General features: G+C 52.2%; 22 protein-coding genes and 1 pseudogene. 6 read left to right on the top strand and 17 right to left on the bottom strand.

Annotated features, from left to right (window positions below):
• Nucleotides 1-173: 173 nt before the first annotated feature.
• The 3 genes from N7922_RS25160 to N7922_RS25150 are packed head-to-tail and all read right to left on the bottom strand — an operon-like array spanning nucleotide 174 to nucleotide 1,208.
• Nucleotides 174-530, bottom strand: coding sequence for a cupin domain-containing protein (locus tag N7922_RS25160; RefSeq protein ID WP_000215515.1), 357 nt, complete (start codon nucleotides 528-530; stop codon nucleotides 174-176).
• Nucleotides 520-921 (bottom strand): DUF86 domain-containing protein, encoded by a 402-nt coding sequence (locus N7922_RS25155; protein WP_001293886.1) that lies wholly within the window; start codon nucleotides 919-921, stop codon nucleotides 520-522. Before N7922_RS25155 ends, N7922_RS25160 begins: the two co-directional genes overlap by 11 nt.
• Entirely contained in the window at nucleotides 918-1,208 is a 291-nt protein-coding gene (locus N7922_RS25150; protein ID WP_001247892.1) for a nucleotidyltransferase family protein, read from the bottom strand. The genes N7922_RS25155 and N7922_RS25150 overlap by 4 nt, the downstream gene beginning before the upstream one ends.
• Nucleotides 1,209-1,366: 158 nt before the next feature.
• Between N7922_RS25150 and N7922_RS25145 the strand changes: the two genes are divergently transcribed.
• Both N7922_RS25145 and N7922_RS25140 read left to right on the top strand, forming a co-directional pair.
• A complete protein-coding gene (locus tag N7922_RS25145) occupies nucleotides 1,367-4,336 on the top strand; it encodes a Tn3-like element TnShfr1 family transposase (protein WP_024945956.1) in 2,970 nt (989 codons plus the stop codon).
• 50 nt (nucleotides 4,337-4,386) lie between these two features.
• Nucleotides 4,387-4,549 (top strand): annotated as a pseudogene (locus N7922_RS25140) (type II toxin-antitoxin system RelE/ParE family toxin).
• Nucleotides 4,550-4,727: 178 nt separating this feature from the next.
• Here the strand turns inward: N7922_RS25140 and N7922_RS25135 are convergent.
• The 7 genes from N7922_RS25135 to pcoA all read right to left on the bottom strand — a co-directional run bounded on the left by N7922_RS25135 (nucleotide 4,728) and on the right by pcoA (nucleotide 11,577).
• Nucleotides 4,728-5,162, bottom strand: coding sequence for a hypothetical protein (locus tag N7922_RS25135; RefSeq protein WP_004118347.1), 435 nt, complete (start codon nucleotides 5,160-5,162; stop codon nucleotides 4,728-4,730).
• A 215-nt stretch (nucleotides 5,163-5,377) separates the two neighbouring features.
• Entirely contained in the window at nucleotides 5,378-6,778 is a 1,401-nt protein-coding gene (gene pcoS / locus N7922_RS25130; RefSeq protein ID WP_263101019.1) for a copper resistance membrane spanning protein PcoS, read from the bottom strand.
• Nucleotides 6,775-7,455 (bottom strand): copper response regulator transcription factor PcoR, encoded by a 681-nt coding sequence (gene pcoR / locus N7922_RS25125; protein WP_001188930.1) that lies wholly within the window; start codon nucleotides 7,453-7,455, stop codon nucleotides 6,775-6,777. The genes pcoS and pcoR overlap by 4 nt, the downstream gene beginning before the upstream one ends.
• Before the next feature lie 54 nt (nucleotides 7,456-7,509).
• Nucleotides 7,510-8,388: a copper resistance inner membrane protein PcoD gene (gene pcoD, locus N7922_RS25120; RefSeq protein WP_080821469.1), complete on the bottom strand. Its 879-nt coding sequence runs from the start codon at nucleotides 8,386-8,388 to the stop codon at nucleotides 7,510-7,512.
• A gap of 55 nt (nucleotides 8,389-8,443) precedes the next feature.
• Nucleotides 8,444-8,824 carry a copper resistance system metallochaperone PcoC gene (gene pcoC, locus N7922_RS25115; RefSeq protein WP_000025662.1) on the bottom strand — a complete coding sequence of 127 codons (381 nt, stop codon included), beginning with the start codon at nucleotides 8,822-8,824 and terminating at the stop codon, nucleotides 8,444-8,446.
• Between the two features lie 39 nt (nucleotides 8,825-8,863).
• Nucleotides 8,864-9,754 (bottom strand): copper resistance outer membrane transporter PcoB, encoded by an 891-nt coding sequence (gene pcoB / locus N7922_RS25110; RefSeq protein ID WP_001378118.1) that lies wholly within the window; start codon nucleotides 9,752-9,754, stop codon nucleotides 8,864-8,866.
• Between the two features lie 5 nt (nucleotides 9,755-9,759).
• Entirely contained in the window at nucleotides 9,760-11,577 is a 1,818-nt protein-coding gene (pcoA, locus tag N7922_RS25105; RefSeq protein ID WP_000925242.1) for a multicopper oxidase PcoA, read from the bottom strand.
• A 234-nt stretch (nucleotides 11,578-11,811) separates the two neighbouring features.
• On the opposite strand from pcoA, the gene N7922_RS25100 reads away from it, so the two are divergent.
• Both N7922_RS25100 and N7922_RS25095 read left to right on the top strand, forming a co-directional pair.
• On the top strand, nucleotides 11,812-12,261 hold the full coding sequence (locus tag N7922_RS25100; protein WP_003032836.1) for a hypothetical protein: 450 nt from the start codon (nucleotides 11,812-11,814) through the stop codon (nucleotides 12,259-12,261).
• A gap of 288 nt (nucleotides 12,262-12,549) precedes the next feature.
• Nucleotides 12,550-13,287: a peptidoglycan DD-metalloendopeptidase family protein gene (locus tag N7922_RS25095; protein WP_000287501.1), complete on the top strand. Its 738-nt coding sequence runs from the start codon at nucleotides 12,550-12,552 to the stop codon at nucleotides 13,285-13,287.
• 33 nt (nucleotides 13,288-13,320) lie between these two features.
• Here the strand turns inward: N7922_RS25095 and N7922_RS25090 are convergent, their stop codons facing one another.
• From N7922_RS25090 to silC, 7 genes are all read right to left on the bottom strand, one after another.
• Nucleotides 13,321-13,518, bottom strand: coding sequence for a DUF2933 domain-containing protein (locus N7922_RS25090; protein WP_000843497.1), 198 nt, complete (start codon nucleotides 13,516-13,518; stop codon nucleotides 13,321-13,323).
• A gap of 40 nt (nucleotides 13,519-13,558) precedes the next feature.
• Nucleotides 13,559-16,030 carry an Ag(+)-translocating P-type ATPase SilP gene (silP, locus tag N7922_RS25085; RefSeq protein ID WP_129244003.1) on the bottom strand — a complete coding sequence of 824 codons (2,472 nt, stop codon included), beginning with the start codon at nucleotides 16,028-16,030 and terminating at the stop codon, nucleotides 13,559-13,561.
• 97 nt (nucleotides 16,031-16,127) lie between these two features.
• The gene (locus tag N7922_RS25080; RefSeq protein WP_002436620.1) at nucleotides 16,128-16,568 is read right to left on the bottom strand and encodes a DUF411 domain-containing protein; all 441 of its coding nucleotides are present in this window, start codon (nucleotides 16,566-16,568) and stop codon (nucleotides 16,128-16,130) included.
• A gap of 86 nt (nucleotides 16,569-16,654) precedes the next feature.
• Nucleotides 16,655-19,801 carry a Cu(+)/Ag(+) efflux RND transporter permease subunit SilA gene (gene silA / locus N7922_RS25075; RefSeq protein ID WP_000574021.1) on the bottom strand — a complete coding sequence of 1,049 codons (3,147 nt, stop codon included), beginning with the start codon at nucleotides 19,799-19,801 and terminating at the stop codon, nucleotides 16,655-16,657.
• A 10-nt stretch (nucleotides 19,802-19,811) separates the two neighbouring features.
• Nucleotides 19,812-21,104 carry a Cu(+)/Ag(+) efflux RND transporter periplasmic adaptor subunit SilB gene (silB, locus tag N7922_RS25070; protein ID WP_263101018.1) on the bottom strand — a complete coding sequence of 431 codons (1,293 nt, stop codon included), beginning with the start codon at nucleotides 21,102-21,104 and terminating at the stop codon, nucleotides 19,812-19,814.
• Nucleotides 21,105-21,217: 113 nt separating this feature from the next.
• Nucleotides 21,218-21,571 carry a cation efflux system protein CusF gene (gene cusF, locus N7922_RS25065; RefSeq protein WP_007374415.1) on the bottom strand — a complete coding sequence of 118 codons (354 nt, stop codon included), beginning with the start codon at nucleotides 21,569-21,571 and terminating at the stop codon, nucleotides 21,218-21,220.
• Nucleotides 21,572-21,600: 29 nt separating this feature from the next.
• Nucleotides 21,601-22,986, bottom strand: a complete 1,386-nt coding sequence (gene silC / locus N7922_RS25060) for a Cu(+)/Ag(+) efflux RND transporter outer membrane channel SilC (RefSeq protein WP_007374414.1) — start codon at nucleotides 22,984-22,986, stop codon at nucleotides 21,601-21,603.
• Between the two features lie 189 nt (nucleotides 22,987-23,175).
• Between silC and silR the strand changes: the two genes are divergently transcribed.
• Both silR and silS read left to right on the top strand, forming a co-directional pair.
• Nucleotides 23,176-23,856, top strand: coding sequence for a copper/silver response regulator transcription factor SilR (silR, locus tag N7922_RS25055; RefSeq protein WP_007374413.1), 681 nt, complete (start codon nucleotides 23,176-23,178; stop codon nucleotides 23,854-23,856).
• Nucleotides 23,849-25,324 (top strand): copper/silver sensor histidine kinase SilS, encoded by a 1,476-nt coding sequence (silS, locus tag N7922_RS25050; protein WP_263101017.1) that lies wholly within the window; start codon nucleotides 23,849-23,851, stop codon nucleotides 25,322-25,324. The genes silR and silS overlap by 8 nt, the downstream gene beginning before the upstream one ends.
• Nucleotides 25,325-25,345: the final 21 nt, after the last annotated feature.

Here is a 25,345-nt window from a genome sequence, read left to right as displayed (position 1 = left end):
CGGTCGGGAACTGGATGGTGTTCAGTCTCATGCCGACCCCATTCGATTGATCGCGTCGCTTGCGGCACGCTGCGACGCAAGGAGGTTTGCGACCTGGTTTAGCAGCCGTGTCCGCTGCATGTCTGTTACCTATCTCCCCGACCGCTCATTGGACCAACTCCAGAGATTGGGCTCTATCGCTCAGCCAATACGAAACCGGCATTGGCTGATGCCACAACCGAGACTAACACAAATGGCTCGGTACCTGTATTTCGCGCCCCGTGCACTTGGCCCGGTCTTGCCACGGCTATCTCACCTTCCCTGAGGGCACGAACAATCCCATTGCCCTGAAAGTAATCAGCCATTCCCGACAAAACAGTCCACGTGTCTTGGCCGTGAGGATGAATGTGAGCCGCAATTTCCTGCCCGGGATGGACATGCCAAACCACGATAATTGAGTCTCGGGTTTCAAGCACAACGGAACGAATAGGCTCGCCTTCGGACGGCTGAACATACTCGGCTACAGAAAATATTCTCGATTCAACAGTCATCGGAGATCCCTCTTTCACAGTTGTCGTTACGGTCTTCATCGTCGGCATCCTGACGCACGGCGGGCAATTGCTGGAGCAACGCCGGCAGCCATTCCTGTACCGTCTCCCACACCACATCGAGGTTGATGTCGAAATAGCCGTGAGCCATGCGATTACGCATATTGCGCATGCTGCGCCACGGCACGTCGGCATGCGCCTGGGTGAACTCGACGTAGCCATCCATCACCTTTGTGGCCGCCTCGCCGATGACGATCAGGCTCATGATGACGGCCTGCTGGGTGCGCTTGTCGGCCAAGAAGTCGTCCTTGGCCATCCCTTCCACGAAGCTGCGCGCATCGGTTGCGGCCTGCTGAATGTGGTCGAGGTAATCGGGCAGGCGGTTCTCGCTCATATCGGTTGCGCCTCCGCGAGCACCTTGGCCCGGAACTTCGGCGGCAGGTCGCCGGGAGTCAGCAGATCGACGTCAACGCCGAGCAGCGATTTCAGTTCTTCTTCCAAATCGCCCAAGTCCAACAACGTGGCACCGGGCAGCGCATCGACCAACAGGTCGAGGTCGCTGCCATCCCGGTCGGTGCCATGCAGCACCGAGCCGAAGACGCGCGGGTTCGCGGCGCGAAAGCGGCCTACCGCTTCACGCACTGCGCTTCGCTTCATGTCAAGCACAACAGACGGTCGCATGCGCATCCTTTCTTATCGAAACTCGTTGAGATGATATGCAATCAAGAATAGAATTTCAAGAACTATTTTCGAGAATCGCAATGCCTTGATTCCCGTGCCGCGCCGGTTGCCTTGGCGGGCTTGTCACAAACCTACGTTTTTGAGAAGAAGGAGACTGCATGCCCCGCCGTTCAATCCTCTCCGCCGCAGAGCGCGACAGTCTCTTGGCGTTGCCCGATACCCAAGACGAACTCATCCGGCTCTACACGTTCAGCGAACCCGACCTGTCACTAATCCGCCAGCGGCGCGGTGACGCCAACCGCCTGGGTGTCGCGGTGCAATTATGCTTATTGCGCTTTCCCGGTCAGGGCCTGCTGCCCGACGCTGCGGTGCCGATGCCCCTGCTGCAATGGATCGGACGGCAACTGCGCATCGATCCATCGTGCTGGCCACAGTATGCAGAGAGGGAAGAAACCCGGCGCGAGCATCTGCTTGAGCTGCGTGCATATTTGGGCATGGAGCCGTTCGGCCTGGCGCACTATCGGCAGGCTGTCCATGCCGCGACCGAGTTGGCCTTGCAAACCGACAAGGGCATCATGCTGGCCAACAGTGTTCTCGACGACCTGCGGCACCGACACGTCATCTTGCCGACGCTGGATGTTGTCGAGCGCGTCTGTGCCGAGGCGATCACCCGCGCCAACCGGCAAATCTACGAAACCTTGTCCGAACCGCTATCGGACGCGCATCGTCGCCGCCTTGACGATCTGCTCAAACGCCGGGACAACGGCAAAACGACCTGGCTGGCCTGGCTGCGCCAGTCACCCGTCAAGCCCAATTCGCGGCACATGCTCGAACACATCGAACGCCTCAAGGCATGGCAGGCGCTCGACCTGCCTTCCGGCGTCGAGCGGTCGGTGCACCAGAATCGCCTGCTCAAGATCGCCCGCGAGGGTGGCCAGATGACACCCGCCGACCTGGCCAAGTTCGAGGCGCAGCGGCGCTACGCCACCCTGGTCGCGCTCGCCATCGAGGGCATGGCCACGGTCACCGACGAAATCATCGACTTGCACGACCGCATCCTGGGCAAGCTGTTCAACGCCGCCAAGAACAAGCATCAGCAGCAGTTTCAGGCATCCGGCAAGGCGATCAACGCCAAGGTGCGGCTGTTCGGGCGCATCGGCCAGGCGCTGATCGAGGCCAAGCAAGCGGGCCGCGATCCGTTCGCCGCCATCGAGGGCGTACTATCCTGGGATGCTTTCGCCGAAAATGTCACCGAAGCGCAGAAGCTCGCGCAGCCCGAGGACTTCGATTTCCTGCACCGCATCGGCGAGAGCTACGCCACGTTACGCCGGTACGCGCCGGAATTCCTCGCCGTGCTCAAGCTGCGGGCTGCGCCCGCTGCCAAGGATGTGCTGGACGCCATCGAGGTGCTGCGCGGCATGAACAGCGACAACGCACGCAAGGTGCCTGCCGATGCGCCGACCGACTTCATCAAGCCGCGCTGGCAGAAGCTGGTGATGACCGATGCCGGCATCGACCGGCGCTACTACGAGTTGTGCGCACTGTCGGAACTGAAGAACGCGCTGCGCTCCGGCGACATCTGGGTGCAAGGCTCACGCCAGTTCAAGGATTTCGAGGACTACCTGGTACCGCCTGTGAAATTCGCCAGCCTCAAGCTGGCCAGCGAACTGCCGCTGGCTGTGGTCACCAACTGCGACCAGTACCTGCATGACCGGCTGACGCTGCTAGAAACACAGCTTGCGACCGTCAACCGCATGGCGGCGGCCAACGACCTGCCGGACGCCATCATCACCGAGTCTGGCCTGAAGATCACGCCTCTGGATGCGGCGGTGCCTGACACCGCGCAGGCGCTGATCGACCAGACCGCGATGATCCTGCCGCACATCAAGATCACCGAACTGCTTATGGAAGTGGATGAATGGACGGGCTTCACCCGCCACTTTACGCACCTGAAATCGGGCGACCTGGCCAAGGACAAGAACCTGCTGCTGACCACCATACTGGCCGACGCGATCAATCTCGGCCTGACCAAGATGGCCGAGTCCTGTCCCGGCACAACGTATGCCAAGCTCGCCTGGCTACAAGCCTGGCATACCCGCGATGAAACCTATTCGACGGCGCTGGCCGAATTGGTGAACGCGCAGTTCCGGCATCCCTTCGCCGAGCATTGGGGTGACGGCACCACGTCATCGTCGGACGGCCAGAACTTCCGCACCGGCAGCAAGGCCGAGAGCACCGGGCACATCAACCCGAAATATGGCAGCAGCCCAGGGCGGACGTTTTACACGCACATCTCCGACCAGTACGCGCCGTTCCACACCAAGGTCGTGAACGTCGGCGTGCGCGACTCGACCTACGTGCTCGACGGCCTGCTGTACCACGAGTCCGACCTGCGCATCGAGGAGCACTACACCGACACGGCGGGCTTCACCGATCATGTCTTTGCCCTCATGCATCTGCTGGGCTTCCGCTTCGCGCCGCGCATCCGCGCCCTGGGCGACACCAAGCTGTTCATCCCTAAGGGTGAAGCCAGTTACGACGCACTCAGACCGACGATTAGCAGCGACAAGTTGAACATCAAGGCTATTCGTGCCCATTGGGATGAAATCCTGCGCCTGGCTACCTCGATCAAACAGGGCACGGTGACGGCCTCGCTGATGTTGCGCAAGCTCGGCAGCTACCCGCGCCAGAACGGCCTGGCCGTTGCGCTGCGCGAGCTGGGGCGCATCGAGCGCACGCTGTTCATCTTGGACTGGCTGCAAAGCGTGGAACTACGCCGTCGTGTGCATGCCGGATTGAACAAGGGCGAAGCCCGCAATGCGCTGGCCAGGGCGGTGTTCTTCAACCGGCTGGGCGAAATCCGCGACCGCAGTTTCGAGCAGCAGCGCTACCGGGCCAGTGGCCTCAACCTGGTGACGGCGGCCATCGTGCTGTGGAACACGGTCTACCTGGAGCGCGCCGCGAATGCTTTGCGCGGCCACGGCCATGGTGTCGATGAAGGGCTGTTGCAGTACCTGTCGCCGCTGGGTTGGGAGCATATCAACCTGACCGGCGATTACCTCTGGCGCAGTAGCTCCAAAGTAGGCGTGGGGAAATTCCGACCGCTACGTCCGCTCTCTGGGTCTTAGCGTACGATTTTTTCCGTTTTCTGAGGTGACCCCTATTTGATGTGCTGGCCATGCATGATATCGGCACGCATTGTGCAGAGCTGGGAGACGATATCTGCACACTGCCGGTAGAACCGGCATACGATCTATTTTGTATCATCACATTCTATGGTTACGGTCATTCGTATTCTCAGCCAGTCTCAGGATACGGCGCGACATGCACCCTGGAGATGACCGGGGAACAGGATTCTCAAACAATATAAGTTAATTGTGAGGTCGACATGACCAAAAAAAACATTGTGTATGGACTCTTTCATTATTATTCATTTCGCTTATAAAAAAACGCTCCCGGACGGGAGCGTAAGCCAGTGACTTCGGCGTCAAATGAGGGTCTGACAAGTGGAGCTGCGGGTTAATTCTGGGTGATCTGGCTGCGATGCTTTTCCGCCTGTTGCTGATGAATAACGGAAGACTGGCCATTATTCGCCTTCTCATGCACAACAGCGGCTTTCTCATGCTCGCTCATTTCGGAAAATGGCTTAGCAGTTTCTTGGGTGTTCTCAGGTTTGGCTTTCATCATTTTTTTATGCATTTCAGCCATGTCCTGATGGGCGGCAGAATTGCCGTTTTGCATCATTTCATGGGACATAGCGGCCTGATCGTGACCGCTCATATCCATCATTTTCATGCTCTCCCCCTGAACTGCACTTTTTTCAGCGGATGACTGCATCTGATGGGCAGGCGCCTGGGCATTATTTACCTGGTCATGCATGTTCATTGTCTCTGCAGCCCAGGCAGATGAAGCGACAGCCATCATGGCAATAAAGGATACAAGGATCTTTTTCATGGTTGGGTCTCCGGTGTTTTCATACCCGAACAATCAATGCTTATAACAGAGAAAGCATTTGATCTCAGGGCTGGTTAATCATCACGCCAGGAACCGGGCGATTGAATTATCACGCTGTCCTGATTTATGACTGATTATAAAAAACCGCCTCTGTTTATCGCGTGACTGAATGATGACATTTTTGTCACCTTCCGGGTTTCTCCTGAATAACGGTATTAATCCATTAACAGACGCACACTGAACACAATTTTCCGCCCCTGCTGTTCTGCTGACAGCTCGCCGCCGTGAGCATGAATGATCGACCTTGTAATTGATAATCCCAGCCCCGCGCCTTCCGTGTTGTGAACCCTTGATGAGTCTGCGCGATAGAACCGGTCAAACAAACGCTCCAGATTAGCGGGAACCGGGCCAGACATCGTATTCGTAATCATCACGTTCACACAGTCACTGTCACGCTCAAGGTGTATCGCTGTACAGGTGTTATCGGGAGAATACTTGATTGCATTGGAAAGCAGGTTACTGAAAGCACGTCGCAGCATATCGCTGTCTCCGGCAACAACGCCCTCTCCTTCAACCGTGATTGTCTTTCCTGTTTCGTCTGCCAGGGGCTCGAATAACTCACGTAATTCATTCAGTTCGGCTGCCAGATCCACATCATGTTTATCCAGCTGCAGCAGACCATGCTCTGAACGTGCCAGAAAAAGCATGTCACTGGTCATTCGTGACAACCTTTTCAGTTCTTCCAGGTTAGCGAATAAAATTTCGCGGTAATGCGAAACATCCCTTTCCTTAGCCAGTGCAAACTGCGTCTGCATCATCAGATTACTGACTGGCGTGCGCAGCTCATGCGCGATGTCAGACGAGAAATCTGACAGTTTCCGGAATGACCCCTCCAGGCGATCGAACATATTATTGAACTCCTGCATGGTCTCAGAGATTTCCGGCGGAGCCAGATCGGGATTAAGACGCTGATCCAGGCTGTGTACGGTCATGGAGGAAGCCAGACTGGTCATTTCCCGTAACGGTTTCAGACCAATACGTGTGGTCAGCCAGCCCAGAAAAACAGAAATAAAGACCAGACCGATATTGAACCAGAACAGCCAGGTACTGAGTTTGTCCATAAACAGGGTGTGATACCCAGTATCCGTGGCAACCGTAATGATGAAATGTTTGCTTTTACCCTGTTCCGGCGTCACGGCAACCCGCCGCGAGATACTGCGGTACACGGTGTTATTTTCTTCCGTCTGGATCATATTGTCGAGAATATCACCCGACTTGTTAAGCAGGACCGCTGGAACAACAGAATTTTTGGCATAGAGTTCAACAATTTTTTCATTTTCCATGTTTTTTATAGAAATGAATAAGCCATTGTGCCCCACCATCGCATCGTTTATTTTTTCTGATAATGACTTAATATCCGTTTTGTTCCTGAACGTCTCTGTTTTAAGAAACTCTTCGGTGAGCTGAAGCTTACCTGTCAGAAAATCGCGGTCCTGATTATCGAAATAGCCATTCAGGGTGCTAATCAGGATAAAACTTGATAACCACCATACCGTAAGCATCACCGCAGAAAAAATCAGGCTCAGGCGTGTGGTCAGGGAAATTTTGAACCTCACTCTTCTCTGATCTCCAGGACATATCCGGCACCGCGAACGGTATGGATCAGTTTTGGCTCAAAGTCATCATCAATTTTACTTCTCAGACGTCTCACGGCGACATCAATCACATTCGTATCACTGTCAAAATTCATGTTCCAGACCAGGGACGAGATAAGACTCCTGGGTAACACTTCTCCGGTGCGTTGCAGCAGCAACTCAAGCAGAACGTATTCTTTACCGGTGAGATGGATCTTCTTCCCCGAACGGATCACGGTCCGGCGCACCATATCAACGGTCATATCGGCGATGGTGCAGACTGTTGCGGCCTGCGAGCGTGCCCGGCGCAGTAGGGTTCTTACACGTGCAACCAGCTCCGTAAAATCAAAGGGCTTAATCAGGTAGTCATCTGCGCCAAGCTCCAGTCCTTTCACTTTGTCCCGCACGTTGTCCTTTGCGGTTAAAAACAGGACCGGTTCTTCGTGCCCGGACTCCCTCAGTGCGCTGATGATTTGCCACCCGTCGAGGAAAGGCAGCATCACGTCCAGTATAATCAAATCATACTGTCCCTTCGACGCGGCCCCGAGACCATCGCGGCCATTATTAAAGAGATCGGCCTGATAGCCTTCCTCAACCAGTCCCTGCTGCAGGTAACGACCTGTTTTTTGTTCGTCTTCAACGATTAAAATACGCTGCATGGTCAACTCGCTGATATGAAAGTAAAAATCTCACGCATGAGCTTTGGCTGTCCCCTAGCTGATCTGAGACGGAGCAAGCATTCCAAGCCACGCTACGGCGCCCAGAATGATAATCGCAACAACGAATTCTGTCAGGATGCTGTTTCGCATCAGGGCAACGCTGCGATCATAATTCCCTTCCCTGACCATAACTTCAAGCCGGGGACCCAGGTGAAACCGGTTTGCTGCAGCCAGAAGAAGCATCAGAACAAACAGAGCCGTCTTGGCAAGCAATATCCTCCCCCAGGAACTGTTGAATAAGGGAGTTAAGTTACCCTCAGCAATATACAGATAGTTGACCAGCGCACTCAGGATCAGGGCTACAACAATCACCGTTCCTGCCGTGGCAAATTTTGCCAGGGAGTCAGATATCACAATGACGCTCTGTGCATTATGCTCGTTTCTGCGCATCAGCAGGATAGCAAATGCAACCAGAGCACCTGTCCAGGCACCTGCAGCGCCGAGATGGGTCAGATCGCTCAGTAAATGGAGATAGTAATGCAGACCGTCATGCATAACGGCGTGTCCTCCCCAGGCAAGTGTAGCCAGCGCCACGCCCCCACTCATCGTCATCAGCAGGCAGGACAATACTCTCTTATTAGTGTAAAGGAACAAAGCACCGAGTGTGGTAAACAGGGCACAGAGCCTGACAATCCAGCTAATACCCACATCAGTTTCTTCTATCACCATCTCGATAACATGGATGGATAATTCTCTGAGGTCAGTTACTCCACTCATGGCATTAGATACCAGGAGCATATTAATGCCAGTAAGAATGATGCCTGTAACAACAGCAAAGGTTATAAACGACCTGAAATTAGTCAGGTTATAGGTTTCATGTCTGACACCGCTTATTCCATATATCTGAAAAAATGGCAATCCAAATATTACCATCAAATCCAGATAAAGAAGAAAACGAATAACAATCATAATCAGGTCGTTCATAATATTACTTCACTGTAAAGGTGTAATTACCGGTAATAGGGTGCGTATCTGAAGAAACCGCGCGCCAGTCAACACGATAAGTGCCAGCGGGTAAAGGCTCTCGCGGAATAATGACCATCGATTTAGGGTCAGCGCCTGGCGCCACTTTTGCCGCGACCGGCATCGGAGAATGTGATGACATGCCTTTCATACCCGTCATCGTTAATTTTGCACCTGAGAATTTCACGGTCAGATTTTCCGAGAAATTAAGCTGAATCTTTTCCGGGGCCGCTACGGCTGAATCAGCCTGTGGCACAGAGCTTTTTAATTCCGGATGGGCCATAGCAGAGAAAGCAACGCCCATAACGAGGCCACCTGTAAGAATGGCTTTATTTAAAATCGACATTTTATTTACCTGTTTAGTTGAGTGTTTTATATCAGTGCGTTAAAACCAGATTCTGGCTCCCGCCAGGAATACTACCTGATGGTCTTTCTCACCTTCTCTTTTCGCCATATCGGATGTTTTCCCGTAAAGTTGATTCCAGGAAACGCCTATATAGGGTGCAAACTCACGGCGTATTTCATAGCGCAGCCGGAGCCCCAGCTCTGTGTCAGTCAGTCCCCTGCCGCGACCCCGCGATTCATCATCCTGACTGTAGAAATTCACCTCATAGGATGGCTGGAGTATGAGCCGGTTAGTCAGTAAAACGTCGTATTCTCCTCCCAGACGAAGGGCTGCTTTTCCGCCATTACTGACAAAACCCGTAATTTCAGACTCAAAATTATAGAGTGCCAGCCCCTGAAAACCGACAGCAGCCCAGGTCCGGGCAGAAGCAGGTCTGAAATCCTGCCTGACACCCGCAACCAAATCCCACCATGGGCCAACCGCATGTCCCCAGAGTAACTGCGCTTCAGCCGCCTCCGTTTCCCCATTGCTTCGTTCACCTTCACTCTTTAGCCAAATCCGATCTGTGTCGCCTCCAATCCAGCTGTTAACACTCCAGCTGAAATTGTTGGTGTTATCCGACCGTTGCCATTCCAGTTGATCCAGCAGAACCAGATAATTAATCGCACTGTCGTGAATCGCATGCCCCTGTAAATTGCCGAATGCAGCCTTCCGGTCGGCATCGGTAACAGGCGGAATTGGCGTTCTGCTCTCAGTTACAATGGGCTCCATTGACGTCATCTCAGTGAAATTCTCATCTGCTGGCATCTGCATGGCAGACATGTCGTGCCCGGCGTGGGGATCTGCAGAGACGGAGCCCGCCGCAATAGAAAGCTGTGAGGTAAACAAACCGGCGACCAGAACAGGTATGGCCTTCAAATTTCTCTTCATTCGCATCATTCCTCCACCCGGACTTCACGAAACATTCCCATTTCCATGTGATAGAGCAAATGGCAGTGATACGCCCAGCGGCCAAGCGCATCTGCTGTCACTCTGTAACTGCGTTTTGTACCAGGGGGAACATCTATTGTGTGTTTACGAACCATGAAATTACCGTTTTCATCTTCCAGATCGCTCCACATACCATGCAGGTGAATGGGGTGAGTCATCATGGTATCGTTGATCAGCGTGATCCTGAGCCGCTCACCGTATTTCAGCAGCACCGGTGCGGCATCTGAAAACTTGATTCCGTTAAATGACCAGGCAAACTTTTCCATGTGGCCGGTTAAATGCAGTTCTATGGTACGGCCAGGTTCACGTCCGTCAGGATCCTCAAAGCGGCTTTTCAAATCCGCGTACGTGAGAACCTTTCTTCCGTTATTTCGAAGACCAATACCCGGATCATTTAATTTCGGAGAGACGCTCATCGCCTGCATATCAACCAGTGGGTTATCCGTTTCTGACGCAGGATGACTTTGCATACCCGGCATTCCGGCCATCCGGGAATGATCCATACCGGCCATGCTGCTGTGATCCATGGGCGCGGAGGATGTCCCGCTATCCGGAAGGTCAGCACCGTCCATAGACATCATCTCTCCGCTGTTATCCATGCCTCCCATCTGGCTGTGGTCCATTCCTGCCATATCATGTCCCATTCCCCCCATACCCATATCTTCCATGGTCAACAGAGGACGGGGATCGAGGGGGGGAACGGCAGCACTTAACCCCTCTCTCGTGGCCAGTGTCCCTCGAGCGTAACCGGTCCTGTCCATGGATTGTGCGAAGATGGTATAGGCCTCACCCTGAGGCTCCACAATGACATCATAGGTTTCGGCAACGGCAATCCTGAATTCGTCAACGGTAACCGGGTTTACATACTGGCCATCTGCAGCCACGACCGTCATTTTCAGCCCGGGGATACGGATATCGAAATAGGTCATTGCCGAGCCGTTGATAAACCGTAAGCGTATCTTTTCACCGGGACGGAACAGTCCGGTCCAGTTTTTCAGCGGGGCCTGCCCGTTCATGAGATAGGTGTAGGTGTAGCCACTGACATCCGCGAGGTCAGTCGGATTCATTTTCATTTCAGCCCACATTTTCCGATCGGCAATGGTGGCTGACAGCCCCCTGGTATTCACGTCGCGGAAAAAAGAGCCAACGGTTGGTTTATTGAAATTGTAGTAATCCGACTGTTTTTTTAATTTTTTCAGCAGGCTGTGAGGATTTTCATCGGTCCAGTCAGACAACATGACCACATGCTCACGATCGTAAGCAAACGGTTCTGGCTCCCTGGCATCGATGATAATGGCACCGTATACCCCCTCCTGTTCCTGCAGACCGGAATGGCTGTGGTACCAGTAAGTCCCGTTCTGCTTAACCTTAAAGGTGTAAACGTAGGTATCATCAGGCTCTATGCCCATAAAACTCAGCCCCGGAACACCATCCATATTGGCCGGAAGAATAATGCCGTGCCAGTGAATGGACGTCTGTTCATTAAGACGGTTTTTGACCTTCAGGGTAATGGTGTCACCTTCTTTCCAGCGAAGAACGGGCCCCGGCAGGCCTCCATTGATTGTTTTGGCCTGACGCTCACTGCCCGTGATATTGACGGCCGTTTCACCAATGGTCAGGTCAAACTGAGTACCCTGCAGGGATGCGGCAACTGGCAGGCTCAGACTGGAACGCGCATTGAAACTCCATACGCCAAGACTTCCGGCTACGCCAGAGAGGGTTAACCCCTTCAGGAAAGTTCGTCGAGACGTTTTCAACAGCATGCGCATCCCCTTATTTAAAGTATGGTTACTGACAGAATTCGAGAACCGATTTAAATTAAATTACTGGTTCATCCACTTACAATGAAATGAATCTAGCACACCTTAAGAAACAAATTCATTACAATCGTGTAATGTACATAGCTGTATTACATTTACGTCATCTTCCCCACAGGTTGATTATTTTTATATATGATCATAAGGACATCTTTTATGTACCTCAGAAGGTAATTACACATGAATATATTAATCACGACCACTGCGTTTACAGCTTTATTTTGTGGGGCAGCTTTTGCTCAGTCCAGTGATATTGCCCATGAAGCACATCGATTTGTTAATAATGCCTCAGCCGTCAGTCATGTGAATTACTCGACGCATGAAAACTTACCGGACAGGGTTAATAAAAACAACACGCCCTCATTCTCTGAAATGAATGAACATGAAAGGGCCATTGTTGCTCATTCATTTATGAACAACAGCGCGTCCTATGCGCATCAGAAAATGATTGAGGAACATAAAAAAATGCTGTCCGGCAGTGATGCAAATTCAAAGACCTCGTCTTCTTCTTTTAACGAACTGAATGCCGGAGAAAAAGCCGCTCTCGTGCATGAGCAGGTCAATAATGCCGGTGCGGAAGCACATCAGACGCAGGCAAGAAAGCTTCGCGGGCTGTATTCGACCAGGTAACTGCAGGCAGGTTAGTGCTTAGCGTCAGGTGCGCAGCAGGGCTTTACTGACGGGTTACGTAGCAGGACATGAGCCCCATATTGCTCTGCCGTAACCTGTTTCAGTCCCGTTAATCATCACCGTCGGGCTGGTCATACAGTTCCCAGAGCTTCAGGAGCAAACGGGAAACAAGCTATGTTACAAAAATGACGACCATCAACGGTGCTCCCGATTAACTGACAGATGACACGCCTCCTGAAAACCCCTAGCATACGCCGCAGTGTTCATGCTAACGGCGAATTCCAGTAAATGTATTCTACCGATGTCGTAAAAGAAAATGCCTACCTTTCAGCCACCCGCTCGGGGCTGGAATCGAACGAGATCGCTACTCTTCAGCGCTCCTTGCCTTCCCGGTTTAATCTGCGGCATTTGAAAAAAAATGAATCATTAAAACTCGTACTGCAAAAGAAAGCGGGAAAATCACGTGTCGTGGCCTATAAATTTACGTCCGGTTCATTTAATTACACGGCGTATCGTATATCAGATAAAAAGTTCTATAACCTTTCCGATACTTCCGGGAAAGGCAGTCTCGATTATCCGTTACCGGCCACAGCAAGACTCAGTTCGCCTTTCAATCCTGCAAGACTTAACCCGGTATCGGGAAAAGTGAGTCCCCATAATGGCATTGATTATTCCATGCCCATGAACACGAAAATAGTCAGCGTCATCGACGGAAAAATCACCCGGGCCGAATACAACAGCACCATGGGATATTTTGTTGAAGTAACAGGAAAAGCCGGTGTTAAAACTCGCTATCTCCACCTCAATAAAATACTCGTTACTAAAGGGGCCAGGGTTACCCGGGGAGGCGCTATTGCGTTATCCGGTAACAGCGGACGTTCATCCGGTCCTCATCTGCATTACGAGCTGGTCATCAATAACAATCCTGTTAACTCACTGGCGTTCCGGGCAGCGGCACCCGCTGATAACAAACTTGAACAGCATGCCTTTGCGCATGCCAGAGACTACGAACGATACCTGGACTGATAACGGGGCCGCGACGCGGCCCCGTCTGCCGGATTAATTTTTTTTATCGTTTTCACTTCCTTGATGTTGATGATCTCCATGCCCTCCGTGGCCGTGGAAAAGATGCATTAGCGGGCAGACCAGCAATAACAGATATGGCCAGTAACCTGCCACATGTGACCAGTGTTCGCGCAGGAGGGCAAATGCCGCGATCGCGGCGACAGCAATAAGCGCATAGGTGGTACTTTTCATACTGGACTCCTTCTGTTCGTAACAGCCCCTTCACTCAGTGTTATTTCCCGAGCCTGACACTTTTCAGACGCAACGCATTCACAATGACGCTGACGGAGGAAAGAGCCATGGCCGCCGCCGCAATAACTGGCGACAGCAGTATTCCATACACAGGATAAAGCAGACCTGCAGCCACAGGCACGCCAAGTGCGTTGTAGATAAATGCAAAAAACAGATTCTGTCGGATATTTTTCATGGTGATTTCTGACAGATGACGGGCCCTGTTCAGTATCATCAGGTCGCCTTTGAGAAGGGTGACTCCGGCACTTTCAATTGCCACATCTGTACCCGTTCCCATGGCTATACCCACGTCAGCCGCTGCCAGCGCCGGGGCATCATTCACACCGTCTCCGGCCATCGCAACCACATGGCCAGACGCTTTCAGTCGGGTTATCACTGCTTTTTTGCCATCCGGCAGAATCCCGGCTTCAACCTCATCTATTCCCAGTTTCCGTGCGACTGCTTCAGCGGTAAGCTGGTTATCCCCGGTGAGCATAACGATGCGGATCCCCGCCTGACGCAAAGCTTTAAGCGCATCCGGCGTGGTTGCTTTCACGGGATCCGAGATAGCTATCAGGCCTGCAAGGTGCCCGTCTGTGGCCACATAGATAACGGTAGCGCCTTCCATCCGCAACGTATCCGCAACGGCCTTTTGATTATCAATAACGATACTGTTTTCCTGCATAGCCAGTTCATTACCAATAACAACCCGTTGACCTTCGACATCGCCTGAGACACCTTTACCCGACGGCGCATTGAAATGAGTGACTGCGGGTATTGCGATCCCCTTTTCCTGTGCTGCTTTAACTACTGCCATACCCAGCGGATGCTGCGAGCCTTTTTCCACTGCGGCCGTTACACGCAAAAGAGATGTTTCCCCACCCGGATTGAGACTGATAATCCCTGTCACCGTCGGCGAACCTTCCGTGAGCGTGCCTGTTTTGTCGACAACCAGCGTGTCCACTTTTTCAAGACGCTCAAGGGCTTCGGCATTCTTGATTAACACCCCGGCCTGGGCTCCTTTGCCCACCCCCACCATTATCGACATCGGCGTGGCCAGCCCCAGCGCGCAGGGACAGGCAATAATCAGGACCGACACAGCCGCAATGAGACCGTGCGCCATCCTGGGCTCGGGCCCCCAGACAGACCAGATCATGAAAGCAACAACCGCGATAAGTATCACCAGAGGAACAAACCAGCCTGAAACGCTGTCAGCCATTCTCTGGATGGGGGCCCGCGAACGCTGTGCATCAGCGACCATCTGAACAATTCGTGAGAGCATCGTTTCATCACCGACTTTCTCTGCACGGATGATAAGACTACCTGTCTGATTAATGGTCCCCCCGATGACAGGGTCACCCTCCGTTTTGGTAACAGGCATAGATTCCCCGGTCACCATCGATTCATCAACGGTTGTTTTGCCTTCGACCACGATACCGTCGACCGGAATACTCTCTCCAGGTCTGATGCGGAGCTTATCGCCAGGCAGGACATCTTCCGCATTAATATCCGTTTCATGACCGTCTTGATCCAGCCGCCTGGCGGTTTTGGGGGCAAGGTTAAGAAGCGCAGTAATGGCACCTGAGGTTTGTTCCCTTGCCCGCAATTCAAGGACCTGTCCCAGCAGAACAAGCACCGTAATAACAGCTGCGGCTTCAAAATAAATGGCCACCAGGCCATCCATGTTTCTGAACGATGCAGGAAACCAGGAGGGGAAGACGGTTGCAATGACGCTGTAAACCCAGGCTACGCCGGTCCCCATTGCAACAAGGGTAAACATATTCAGGGAGCGGTTACGTAACGACATTCCGGCCCGGGCGAAGAATGGCCAGCCACACCACAAAACGACAGGAGAGGCCAGAAGTAACTGCAGCCATGTGTTGTACTGTGGCGGTACTGTATTCCTCAAAGCGGGAAACAGATGAGAACCCATTTCGAGTATCAGAACCGGAAACGCCAGCAACAACCCCAGCCAGAAGCGTCTTGTCATGTCGCGAAGTTCATCACTCGTCCCCGTGGATGCCGTAGCTACGAGCGGCTCCAGTGCCATTCCACAGACAGGACAGCTTCCGGGACCACTACGGCGTATCTCCGGATGCATCGGACATGTCCACACACCTTCAGAAATCTCTTTCTCCGCCTGGCGGTGAGACTGTTTTATCTTATCAGGGCTGACTTCATGGTGGTCGTGGTGATGGTGATGTTCACTGGCATCTTCGGTAAAATAATGATCGGGATGGGCTTTAAATTTGCTCTCACAGCTGGCGGAGCAGAAATAAAGCTGATGGTCCTGGTATCGAATGCTGCTGTGCGCCTTGTCAGGCAGGATGACCATCCCGCACACGGGATCTCTCACCTTATGCAATGCGTGACTCTCGTCCGGGGATGATGTCTGCTCAGAAGCAGTCTGGTTGTTATGTTCCACTGCATTGTCATTTTTCACAGTAACTCTCCTTATGCATATCTGAAGCATTTTCTGTCTTCAGGATATGTCATGGATGCGATTACCACGAATGCCGCCGGCATAAGAGTGCCTGCTGCCGGCGTCCCGTTATCAGCCGTTCCGCTGACTATTCGATTCGCTGGAAGACTTTTTTACTGCCCTCCGGTGAGAATGCGATAACATCGTAAGCCTCTTTTCGGGCCCCCATCTCCATTCCCGGACTTCCTGCTGGCATACCGGGGGTGGCGAGACCGTATATACCCGAACCAGACTGCATGGCCTTATGTATCGTTGCCGCAGGCACATGGCCTTCAATGATCAAATTACCTACAACCGCGGTATGACAACTTCGTAGTCCAGCAGGAACAGCATGCTTTTCTTTCAGGGCTGACAGCGCCTGATCATTCATGACGTGAGTTCGCACTTCGAACCCGTCTTTTTCCATCGCCTTGCCCCACAGGGAACAACAGCCACAGTTTTCAGATTTGTACATATCAATGACTTTTTCACTCGCCATTGCAGGCAGTGACAGGCCGAGAGCCAGGGCCATTAGAACCACTTTTTTCATACTCACCTCTGTATATTATCGATATAAACCCTGACGTCAGGGTGAATCAGTGCAGAAGGACGCCCACTGGGGGCGCCCTTTCAGGGTTATGACACGCTTTTTTTATGTCTGCGCAGCCAGATTAATTTGTAGGCGGCAGGAATAATGAACAGGGACAGCAGCGGAGCCGTGATCATCCCACCAATCATTGGCGCAGCAATACGGCTCATGACTTCTGAACCTGCGCCGGTTCCCCAGAGTATTGGCAGCAGACCCGCAATGATCACCGCCACGGTCATGGCTTTCGGCCGGACACGCAGTACGGCACCATGATAGAGGGCTTCATCAAGACCTTCCGGTGTGAACGTCTCTTTACGGGACAATTCCGGGTGCGCTTCAATGGCATGACGCAGATACATCAGCATGACCACGCCAAACTCTGCTGCCACCCCGGCCAGGGCGATAAACCCGGTTCCGGTCGCCACTGACATATGGAAGCCCTGCCAGTACAGGAACCATATTCCGCCAACCAGGGCGAACGGCAGGCTCATCAGGATCAGCAGGGCTTCGTCAACCCGGCGGAATGCCAGATACAACAGGATGAAAATGATCATCACCGTCATCGGCACCATCAGCTTCAGTTTCTTGTTGGCATGCTCAAGCAGTTCAAACTGTCCGGAGAATGCCACACTGGTTCCCGGTCTCAGTTTCACTTTCTCGCTGATGGCCGTCTTAATGTCGTTAACCACCGACACCATGTCCCTGCCGCGGGCATCAACATAAATCCAGCTGGCTGGCCGGGCATTTTCGGTTTTCAGCATGGTTGGTCCAGAAACGACGTTAATATCCGCGACATCGCCCAGCGTGATCTGCTGCTTCATCGGGGTCAGGATCGGCATCTGTTTCAGCGCCTGCGGACTGTTCCGGTAATCCTGCGGGTAGCGAATGTTAATAGGGTACCGGGCCACCCCTTCAACCGTCTCACCCACCATAGCACCTCCGATTGCTGAAGAGACGAACAGCTGGACATCACCTACCGTCATCCCGTAGCGGGAGGCTTTCTCCCGGTTGATATCGATATCGATGTAGCGCCCGCCCTCAAGTCGCTCAGCCAGGACAGACACCACGCCAGGCACGGTTTTGGCTACCGCCTCGATACTCTGCGCCGTCGCGTCGATATCGGACAGAACAGTCCCGGACACTTTGATACCTATCGGGCTTTTGATCCCGGTTGAGAGCATATCAATACGGTTACGGATAGGCGGCACCCAGAGGTTTGCCAGACCCGGTAAACGGACTGTCCTGTCGAGTTCATCAATAATCTTGTCAATTGTCATGCCGGGACGCCACTGATCCTCAGGTTTGAGCTGGATCGTGGTTTCCACCATTTCGAGCGGCGCGGAATCCGTTGCGGTCTCTGCTTTACCGGTCTTGCCAAATACAGAAGCCACTTCAGGAACGCTTTTGATTAACTTGTCTGTTGTCTGCAGGAGCGCTGCAGCTTCTGCCGGAGAGACGCCAGGCAAGGTCGACGGCATATACAGCAGATCGCCCTCGTTAATCTTCGGCAGAAATTCACCGCCCACCTGACTCAGTGGCCAGATAACCGTGAAAATGGACAAGGCCGCAACCAGCAGGGTTGTTTTTGGCCAGTGGAGGACCCGCAGCAGCAAAGGATGATACGCTTTGATCAGCACCCGGTTCAGGGGGTTACTTGTCTCGGCAGGAATTTTCCCCCGGATCCAGAATCCCATCAGAATAGGAATGACGATGATGGCCAGTGCGGCCGCTCCCGCCATGGAGTACGTTTTCGTGAATGCCAGCGGGCCAAACAGACGACCTTCCTGCCCTTCCAGGGTAAAGATAGGAATAAAGGACAGGGTGATGATCAGCAGGCTAATGAACAACGCGGGTCCCACTTCCACGGAGGCGTCGGTAATCACCTTCCAGCGGGTGGCGTTGTCAATCTGCTCACCCGGATGCTGATGATCCCACTCCTCAAGCCGTTTGTGCGCATTTTCAATCATCACAATGGCGGCATCCACCATCGCACCGACGGCAATCGCTATCCCTCCCAGCGACATGATATTGGCGTTCAGTCCCTGGAAGTGCATGACGATAAAGGCGATACACAGGCCAAGCGGCAGAGAGATAATCGCCACCAGGGCAGAACGTACGTGCCACAGGAACAGAGCACAGACGATGGCCACCACGATAAACTCTTCCAGAAGTTTGGAACTGAGGTTATCAATCGCCCGGTCGATTAACTGGCTGCGATCGTAGGTGGTCACGATTTCAACGCCTTCCGGCAGGCTGGCCTTCAGCGTCTCCAGTTTATCCCTCACTGCCGTGATAACGTCGCGCGCATTTTTACCCGACCGCAGGATCACCACGCCGCCAGCGACTTCTCCCTGGCCGTTCAGCTCGGCAATACCACGCCTCATTTCGGGCCCGGTCTGCACGCGGGCAACATCCCGCAGATAAACCGGCACGCCGTTCTCACCTGTTTTCAGGACGATGTTATTAAAATCATCAATGCTCTGAAGATAACCGCTGGCACGGACCATATACTCCGCTTCGGCCATTTCAACGGATGAGCCACCGGCCTCCTGGTTAGACGATTCAAGTGCCTGTTTCACTTCGGGCAGGCTGATACCGTACTGGGACAGTTTTACCGGATTGACCTGAATCTGGTACTGTTTCACCACGCCGCCAACCGAAGCGACCTCAGCCACGTTCGGGATGGTTTTCAGCTCAAATTTCAGGAACCAGTCCTGCAGAGAGCGCAGTTCTGAAAGGTCGTGTTTTCCGTTGCGATCGACAAGGGCATATTCAAATATCCAGCCCACTCCCGTGGCGTCCGGGCCGATTTCAGAGCTCACACCCGCAGGCAGTTTGCCCTGAACCTGATTCAGGTATTCCAGCACGCGCGAACGGGCCCAGTACAGATCGGTGCCGTCTTCAAAAATGACATACACATACGAATCACCGAACTGTGAAAAGCCACGCACGGTTTTTGCGCCAGGTACGGACAGCATGGTGGTGGTAAGCGGATAGGTGACCTGGTTTTCTACAATCTGCGGGGCCTGTCCGGGATAGCTGGTTTTAATAATGACCTGCACATCTGACAGGTCAGGCAGCGCATCGACCGGCGTGTTAATTATCGTCCATGTGCCCCAGATGCTGAGAAACAGTGCGCCCATCATGACCAGGAAACGGTTGGCGACAGAGCGCCGGATAATCCATTCAATCATCGTCGTCTCCTCAGTGCCCTGAATGCATATTTACAGGCTGCTCAGACATTGCTGGCATACTGTTTTCTGTTTTTTCAGGGTGGCGCATACGTTCCAGCGCGCCCGTAATATTGGCTTCGGAGTCAATGAGGAACAGGCCACTGACCACCACGGTATCGCCTTCATTCAGGCCGGAGCCAATGCCGGACTGTTGCTGTGATTCATGCAGAACGTGGATCTGTTTCGGCACAAACTTGCCTTCATCATCAACAGTAATCACGCGCTGTTCTTTGCCGGTATCGATAACGGCCTGGCTTGGTATCAGCAGCATCTCCTGGCTCTTGGTATTCAGTTTCAGATAGGCATTCATGCCCGGCTTGAGAAACTCATCCTTATTAGAAACCTGGAGACGGACCTGAAGCGTACGGGTTGTCTGATCCACGCTGGGAAGAATGTTCCATTTTTCGACATGGAATGTTTTATCCGGATAAGCCGGTACCGAAATTTCAAACTGCGACGTATCTTTCAGCAGATATGCGATAGATTCTGGCACTGCAGCGCTGATCCAGACCGGGTCCATCCCCTGAATCTGAGCCACTACTTTATCTTTCGAAATATTCATTCCGGTGCGCAGGTCAAACGCAGTAATGACACCATCAATAGGTGCTTTAATGGTAAAACGGGTCTGGATTGTGCGGGTTGAACGCAGCCTTTGAATATCCTCTTCCGGCATACCAGCTAGACGAAGTCGCTCCAGAACCCCTTTTATCTGGGTTGGCGTACCGCCTGTACCGGATAGCAGCAGGAACTCACTTTGTGCCTCAACCCATTCAGGAATGGTGATATCGATAAGCGGAGTGCCTTTCTTCACATGATCGCCAATCGTCAGGGGATACACTTTTTCGACGAATCCGTCAGAGCGCGCCTGTACAATGACAAACTGATACTCGTTGTAACTGACATTAGCCGGAATGGTCTGAGTATAATTCAGCATCCCGCGCGTGACTTTTTGTGTTTTTAATCCCAGGTTCTGAACCTGCGTTGGATCAATACGGATCCCGCCACTGCTTTTCTCGGCGCTTTCATCAGCATATTTTGGCACCAGGTCCATATCCATAAAAGGCGATTTTCCGGGTTTATCAAATTTGGTATCCGGTTTCATCGGGTCATACCAGAAAAGAACCTTTCGCTCCGGTGCCTTTTGTTCTGTTTGTACTGTTTTTTGTGATGAGTTGATATACTGCCAGGCAGTAACCGATATCAGGCCTCCTGCTATGAGGCTGCTGATAATTATTGCAGCATATTTTATCTTTAAAGAAGCCATACAATTTCTCGCTGAAAAATCAAAACACCTGGCATATGCGCCCGATCATTCATTCACAGTAATCCCTTAATGAATGTTCAGGCGCACTGGATGTATTCGCTCCGGACTGATAATCAGGATTGCGTAACGTTAATGCTTTTGAGTAAGGAGATATTGCCCTGCTGAATAAACGAGAAATCGACATGGTTGCCGGTTTTCAGGGCATTGATAGCGTCGTCTGCATTAACAAAAGTGAAGCGCATGGTCATTGCAGGCCAGCCCACAGCAGGGATTGCTTCGTGCGAAATGGTGATCTTTTTACTATTCATATCAATGTCTTTAACGACACCGGTGCCCTTGATAACCTGCTGTGCCGAAGCATCACTGGCAGCGTTCATATCACCATGCTGATGTACTTCAGCATGAAGACCGGCAGAAAACATGACAGAGATAGCACCAAATAAAACGGCTTTAAGTGAGTTACGCATTTTTAATTTCCTGATATGTTGAATATAATTTACTCTACCCAACCGCCACCCAGTGCGGTGAACAGATTAATTTCGTTAACCTGTCGGGAATAGGTAAGGTCGAGAATGGCTTGCTGCGTAGTGAACAGGGAGCGTTCTGCATCCAGCACTTCTATGTAGCTGACTGCACCACTTGAATATAATCCCCGGGCTCGCTGGAGGGTTATCTGGAGTGAATCAAGATAACGCTGCTGTGCCTCGAGTTGCTGGCTAAGACTATCGCGCAGCGCAAGCGTGTTGGAAACATCCTTAAAGGCCGACTGAATTTTTTGTTCGTAATTAACCACCGACTGTTGCTGGCGAATTTCAGCCAGTTTCAGATTGGCTTTGTTCCGGCCGGCATTAAAAATAGGAATTTCAATTTTAGGGATAAAATTCCACATTCCGCTTCCTGACGTAAAGAGGCTGGACAACTCCGTACTGCTTGCGGAAAGGCCACTGGTCAGGGTAATGGACGGGAAAAAGGCCGCTCGCGCTGCGCCAATACTGGCATCAGCCGCTTTAAGCTGATATTCCGCTTCCATGATATCCGGGCGCTGCAGCAAAATTTGTGACGACAGGTTTGGGGGCAGTTTTACTGGCGCGATTTCACCACCTTTCATCCCTTTTTCTGACGGAACTGCGCGGTACGTTCCCAGCACCAGTTGCAGGGCATTGTTTGCCTGAGCCAGATCGCCTTCTCGTTTGGCTATTTCGGCGCGGGTACTTTCGATTTGCCCCCTGGCCTGTTCAAGCGCCAGAACGTTCGTACTCCCGGTCACCAGTTGTTGCTCAACGAATGCATAAGACTGTTCATAATTTTTCAGCGTTTCCCGCGCAATACGGAGTTGTTCGTACGCCAGTTGCTGGCTGAAATAGCTCTGTGAAACGTTGGAGACCAGCAGGATGTGTACGGCACGACGGGCTTCTTCGCTGGCAAAGTAGTTCTGGCGATCAGCCTCACTCATGTTCTTAAGTTTGCCAAAAAAATCGAGCTCATAGTTGAGCTCCAGACCCGCGTCGTACTCCTGTGTGGTCGGCTTGTCACCTTTCAGACCACCGCTGTATGTGATCCCGGATGAGGCATTCAGTTGGGGATAACGATCTGCATCCGTGACGTTGAACTGGGCCCGGGCCTCTTCAACCTTCAGGGCAGCCATTCTCAAATCACGGTTATTAGTCAGAGCTTCACCGATCAACCGGGTAACCTGGGGATCGACAAAAAAGTTACGCCAGCCCGTATCCTGATAGCCATTTACCGCTGGCGTCAGGCTGTTATGGGACAGTGAAAACTGCTGGGGTACCGGTGCTGCGGGCCGCTGATATTCAGGCGCAAGCGACACGCAGCCTGCCAGGATGAATATCGTGCTAATGCTGAGTAATTTTAATTTGAACATAACGCTTCTCGTCCAGGCAGACCTGGTAAATGGTTCAAATGAAGTCCAGAGTATTGATAGGGGTACTTTACCTAACGCTCTCTGTTTGCCGAGTGACAGGATAATGACAATATTGTCATTTTTGCTGTAATCCGTTGATAACGATCGTGGGCGCAATAGAATGACATTAGCAGCCAGCCGGGGAGCAAGATGAAAATATTGATCGTCGAAGACGAAATTAAAACAGGTGAATATCTCAGCAAAGGGCTTACAGAGGCAGGGTTCGTAGTGGATCACGCTGATAATGGTCTTACCGGATATCATCTCGCCATGACAGCCGAGTATGATTTAGTCATTCTGGATATCATGCTACCTGATGTGAACGGCTGGGATATCATCCGCATGCTGCGCACTGCCGGAAAGGGTATGCCGGTCTTACTGCTGACAGCCCTCGGCACGATCGAACATAGGGTCAAAGGACTGGAACTGGGTGCGGACGATTATCTGGTTAAACCCTTTGCGTTTGCCGAACTGCTCGCCCGGGTGAGAACCCTTCTGAGGCGGGGAAACACGATGATCACGGAAAGCCAGTTTAGGGTGGCTGACCTCTCGATTGATCTCGTATCCAGAAAAGTCAGTCGCGCCGGAAACCGCATTGTGCTCACCAGTAAAGAGTTCAGCCTGCTGGAATTCTTCATTCGCCATCAGGGAGAGGTTCTTCCCCGCTCCCTGATTGCCTCTCAGGTCTGGGACATGAATTTTGACAGCGACACTAATGCGATCGATGTCGCAGTAAAGCGACTCCGCGCTAAAATAGACAACGATTACGGGACAAAGCTGATCCAGACAGTCCGGGGCGTGGGCTACATGCTGGAGGTCCCGGATGCATAGCAAACCTTCCAGACGCCCTTTCTCACTCGCTCTGCGGCTGACCTTTTTTATCAGCCTGTCCACGATACTGGCTTTTATCGCCTTCACCTGGTTTATGCTGCATTCTGTTGAAAATCATTTTGCCGAGCAGGATGTCAGCGATCTTCAACAAATCAGCACCACACTGAACCGTATACTGCAGTCCCCGGTGGATCCGGATGATAAAAAAATAAGCAAAATAAAGGAATCAATTGCCAGCTACCGCAACGTTGCCCTTTTGCTCCTCAATCCCAGGGGGGAAGTGCTCTTTAGCTCAGCTCAGGGGGCGGCACTACGCCCGGCAGTGAATTCAGCAGATTTTAGCGAGCACAGCCGCGCACGGGATGTCTTTCCCTGGACGGTGGAGGATCCTGCGGGACCGATGGATACCGGGTCCGAAATGAAGATGGAAACATACAGGATTATCGCCTCCTCTGGTCAGGCGATATTTCAGGGCAAACAGCAGAACTATGTCATGCTGACTGGCCTATCCATTAATTTCCATCTCCATTACCTCGATGCGCTGAAAAAGAACCTGATTGCGATTGCCGTCGTGATAAGCCTGTTGATTGTTCTGATCATTCGAATCGCTGTCCGTCAGGGGCACCTGCCCCTTCGTAATGTCAGCAATGCCATTAAAAACATCACCTCCGAGAATCTTGATGCGCGACTGGAACCGACACGCGTTCCCATTGAGCTGGAGCAACTGGTTATCTCGTTCAATCATATGATTGGAAAGATTGAGGATGTCTTTACCCGCCAGGCCAATTTCTCTGCCGATATCGCGCATGAGATCAGAACGCCCATCACCAATCTGGTGACGCAGACTGAAATCGCACTGAGTCAGGATCGAACACAGAGGGAACTTGAGGATGTCCTCTATTCCAGTCTTGAAGAGTATAACCGGATGACCAAAATGGTCAGCGATATGCTGTTCCTGGCACAGGCAGATAATAATCAGCTGATACCTGACAGGGTCATGTTTGACCTCAGAGCGGAAGTCATGAAAGTCTTCGAGTTTTTCGAAGCCTGGGCCGAAGAACGCAATATCACGCTCAAATTTAACGGGATGCCCTGCCTGGTTGAGGGAGATCCACAAATGTTCAGAAGGGCGATCAATAATCTGTTATCCAATGCCCTGCGTTATACCCCGGAGGGACAGGCAATCACCGTCTCAATAAGAGAGCAGGAGAGCTTTTTTGACCTTGTGATTGAAAATCCGGGGAAACCAATCCCTGAAGAGCATTTATCAAGGCTGTTTGACCGTTTTTATCGGGTAGATCCGTCCAGACAACGAAAAGGAGAAGGCAGCGGCATCGGCCTTGCGATTGTGAAGTCCATCGTGGAAGCACATCACGGAAGAGTGCAGGTGGAATCGGACGTACGTTCAACTCGTTTTATCCTATCCGTGCCCAGACTGGAGAAAATGATTCCGGAAACCCAGTACTGAGAATAAAGATTTAAATGACAA

The sequence above is a fragment of the Kosakonia sp. ML.JS2a genome, assembly GCF_025642095.1.
Lineage (GTDB): Bacteria > Pseudomonadota > Gammaproteobacteria > Enterobacterales > Enterobacteriaceae.
Note: the sequence above shows the minus strand (reverse complement) of the source record. Positions and strands in the feature narration are given on the sequence as shown.

What these genes read in the sequence shown, in the direction of transcription:
- N7922_RS25145 (WP_024945956.1), top strand. Translation starts at nt 1,367, where the DNA reads ATGCCCCGCCGTTCAATCCTCTCCGCCGCAGAGCGCGACAGTCTCTTG.
- pcoD (WP_080821469.1), bottom strand. Translation starts at nt 8,388, where the DNA reads ATGGTAATATTTGGATTGCCATTTTTTCAGATATATGGAATAAGCGGT.
- pcoA (WP_000925242.1), bottom strand. Translation starts at nt 11,577, where the DNA reads ATGCTGTTGAAAACGTCTCGACGAACTTTCCTGAAGGGGTTAACCCTC.
- cusF (WP_007374415.1), bottom strand. Translation starts at nt 21,571, where the DNA reads ATGCGTAACTCACTTAAAGCCGTTTTATTTGGTGCTATCTCTGTCATG.
- silR (WP_007374413.1), top strand. Translation starts at nt 23,176, where the DNA reads ATGAAAATATTGATCGTCGAAGACGAAATTAAAACAGGTGAATATCTC.
- pcoB (WP_001378118.1), bottom strand. Translation starts at nt 9,754, where the DNA reads ATGAAGAGAAATTTGAAGGCCATACCTGTTCTGGTCGCCGGTTTGTTT.
- N7922_RS25150 (WP_001247892.1), bottom strand. Translation starts at nt 1,208, where the DNA reads ATGCGACCGTCTGTTGTGCTTGACATGAAGCGAAGCGCAGTGCGTGAA.
- N7922_RS25135 (WP_004118347.1), bottom strand. Translation starts at nt 5,162, where the DNA reads ATGAAAAAGATCCTTGTATCCTTTATTGCCATGATGGCTGTCGCTTCA.
- silP (WP_129244003.1), bottom strand. Translation starts at nt 16,030, where the DNA reads ATGCTTCAGATATGCATAAGGAGAGTTACTGTGAAAAATGACAATGCA.
- silS (WP_263101017.1), top strand. Translation starts at nt 23,849, where the DNA reads ATGCATAGCAAACCTTCCAGACGCCCTTTCTCACTCGCTCTGCGGCTG.
- silC (WP_007374414.1), bottom strand. Translation starts at nt 22,986, where the DNA reads ATGTTCAAATTAAAATTACTCAGCATTAGCACGATATTCATCCTGGCA.
- pcoR (WP_001188930.1), bottom strand. Translation starts at nt 7,455, where the DNA reads ATGCAGCGTATTTTAATCGTTGAAGACGAACAAAAAACAGGTCGTTAC.
- silB (WP_263101018.1), bottom strand. Translation starts at nt 21,104, where the DNA reads ATGGCTTCTTTAAAGATAAAATATGCTGCAATAATTATCAGCAGCCTC.
- N7922_RS25095 (WP_000287501.1), top strand. Translation starts at nt 12,550, where the DNA reads ATGTATTCTACCGATGTCGTAAAAGAAAATGCCTACCTTTCAGCCACC.
- N7922_RS25155 (WP_001293886.1), bottom strand. Translation starts at nt 921, where the DNA reads ATGAGCGAGAACCGCCTGCCCGATTACCTCGACCACATTCAGCAGGCC.
- silA (WP_000574021.1), bottom strand. Translation starts at nt 19,801, where the DNA reads ATGATTGAATGGATTATCCGGCGCTCTGTCGCCAACCGTTTCCTGGTC.
- N7922_RS25160 (WP_000215515.1), bottom strand. Translation starts at nt 530, where the DNA reads ATGACTGTTGAATCGAGAATATTTTCTGTAGCCGAGTATGTTCAGCCG.
- pcoC (WP_000025662.1), bottom strand. Translation starts at nt 8,824, where the DNA reads ATGTCGATTTTAAATAAAGCCATTCTTACAGGTGGCCTCGTTATGGGC.
- N7922_RS25080 (WP_002436620.1), bottom strand. Translation starts at nt 16,568, where the DNA reads ATGAAAAAAGTGGTTCTAATGGCCCTGGCTCTCGGCCTGTCACTGCCT.
- N7922_RS25090 (WP_000843497.1), bottom strand. Translation starts at nt 13,518, where the DNA reads ATGAAAAGTACCACCTATGCGCTTATTGCTGTCGCCGCGATCGCGGCA.
- N7922_RS25100 (WP_003032836.1), top strand. Translation starts at nt 11,812, where the DNA reads ATGAATATATTAATCACGACCACTGCGTTTACAGCTTTATTTTGTGGG.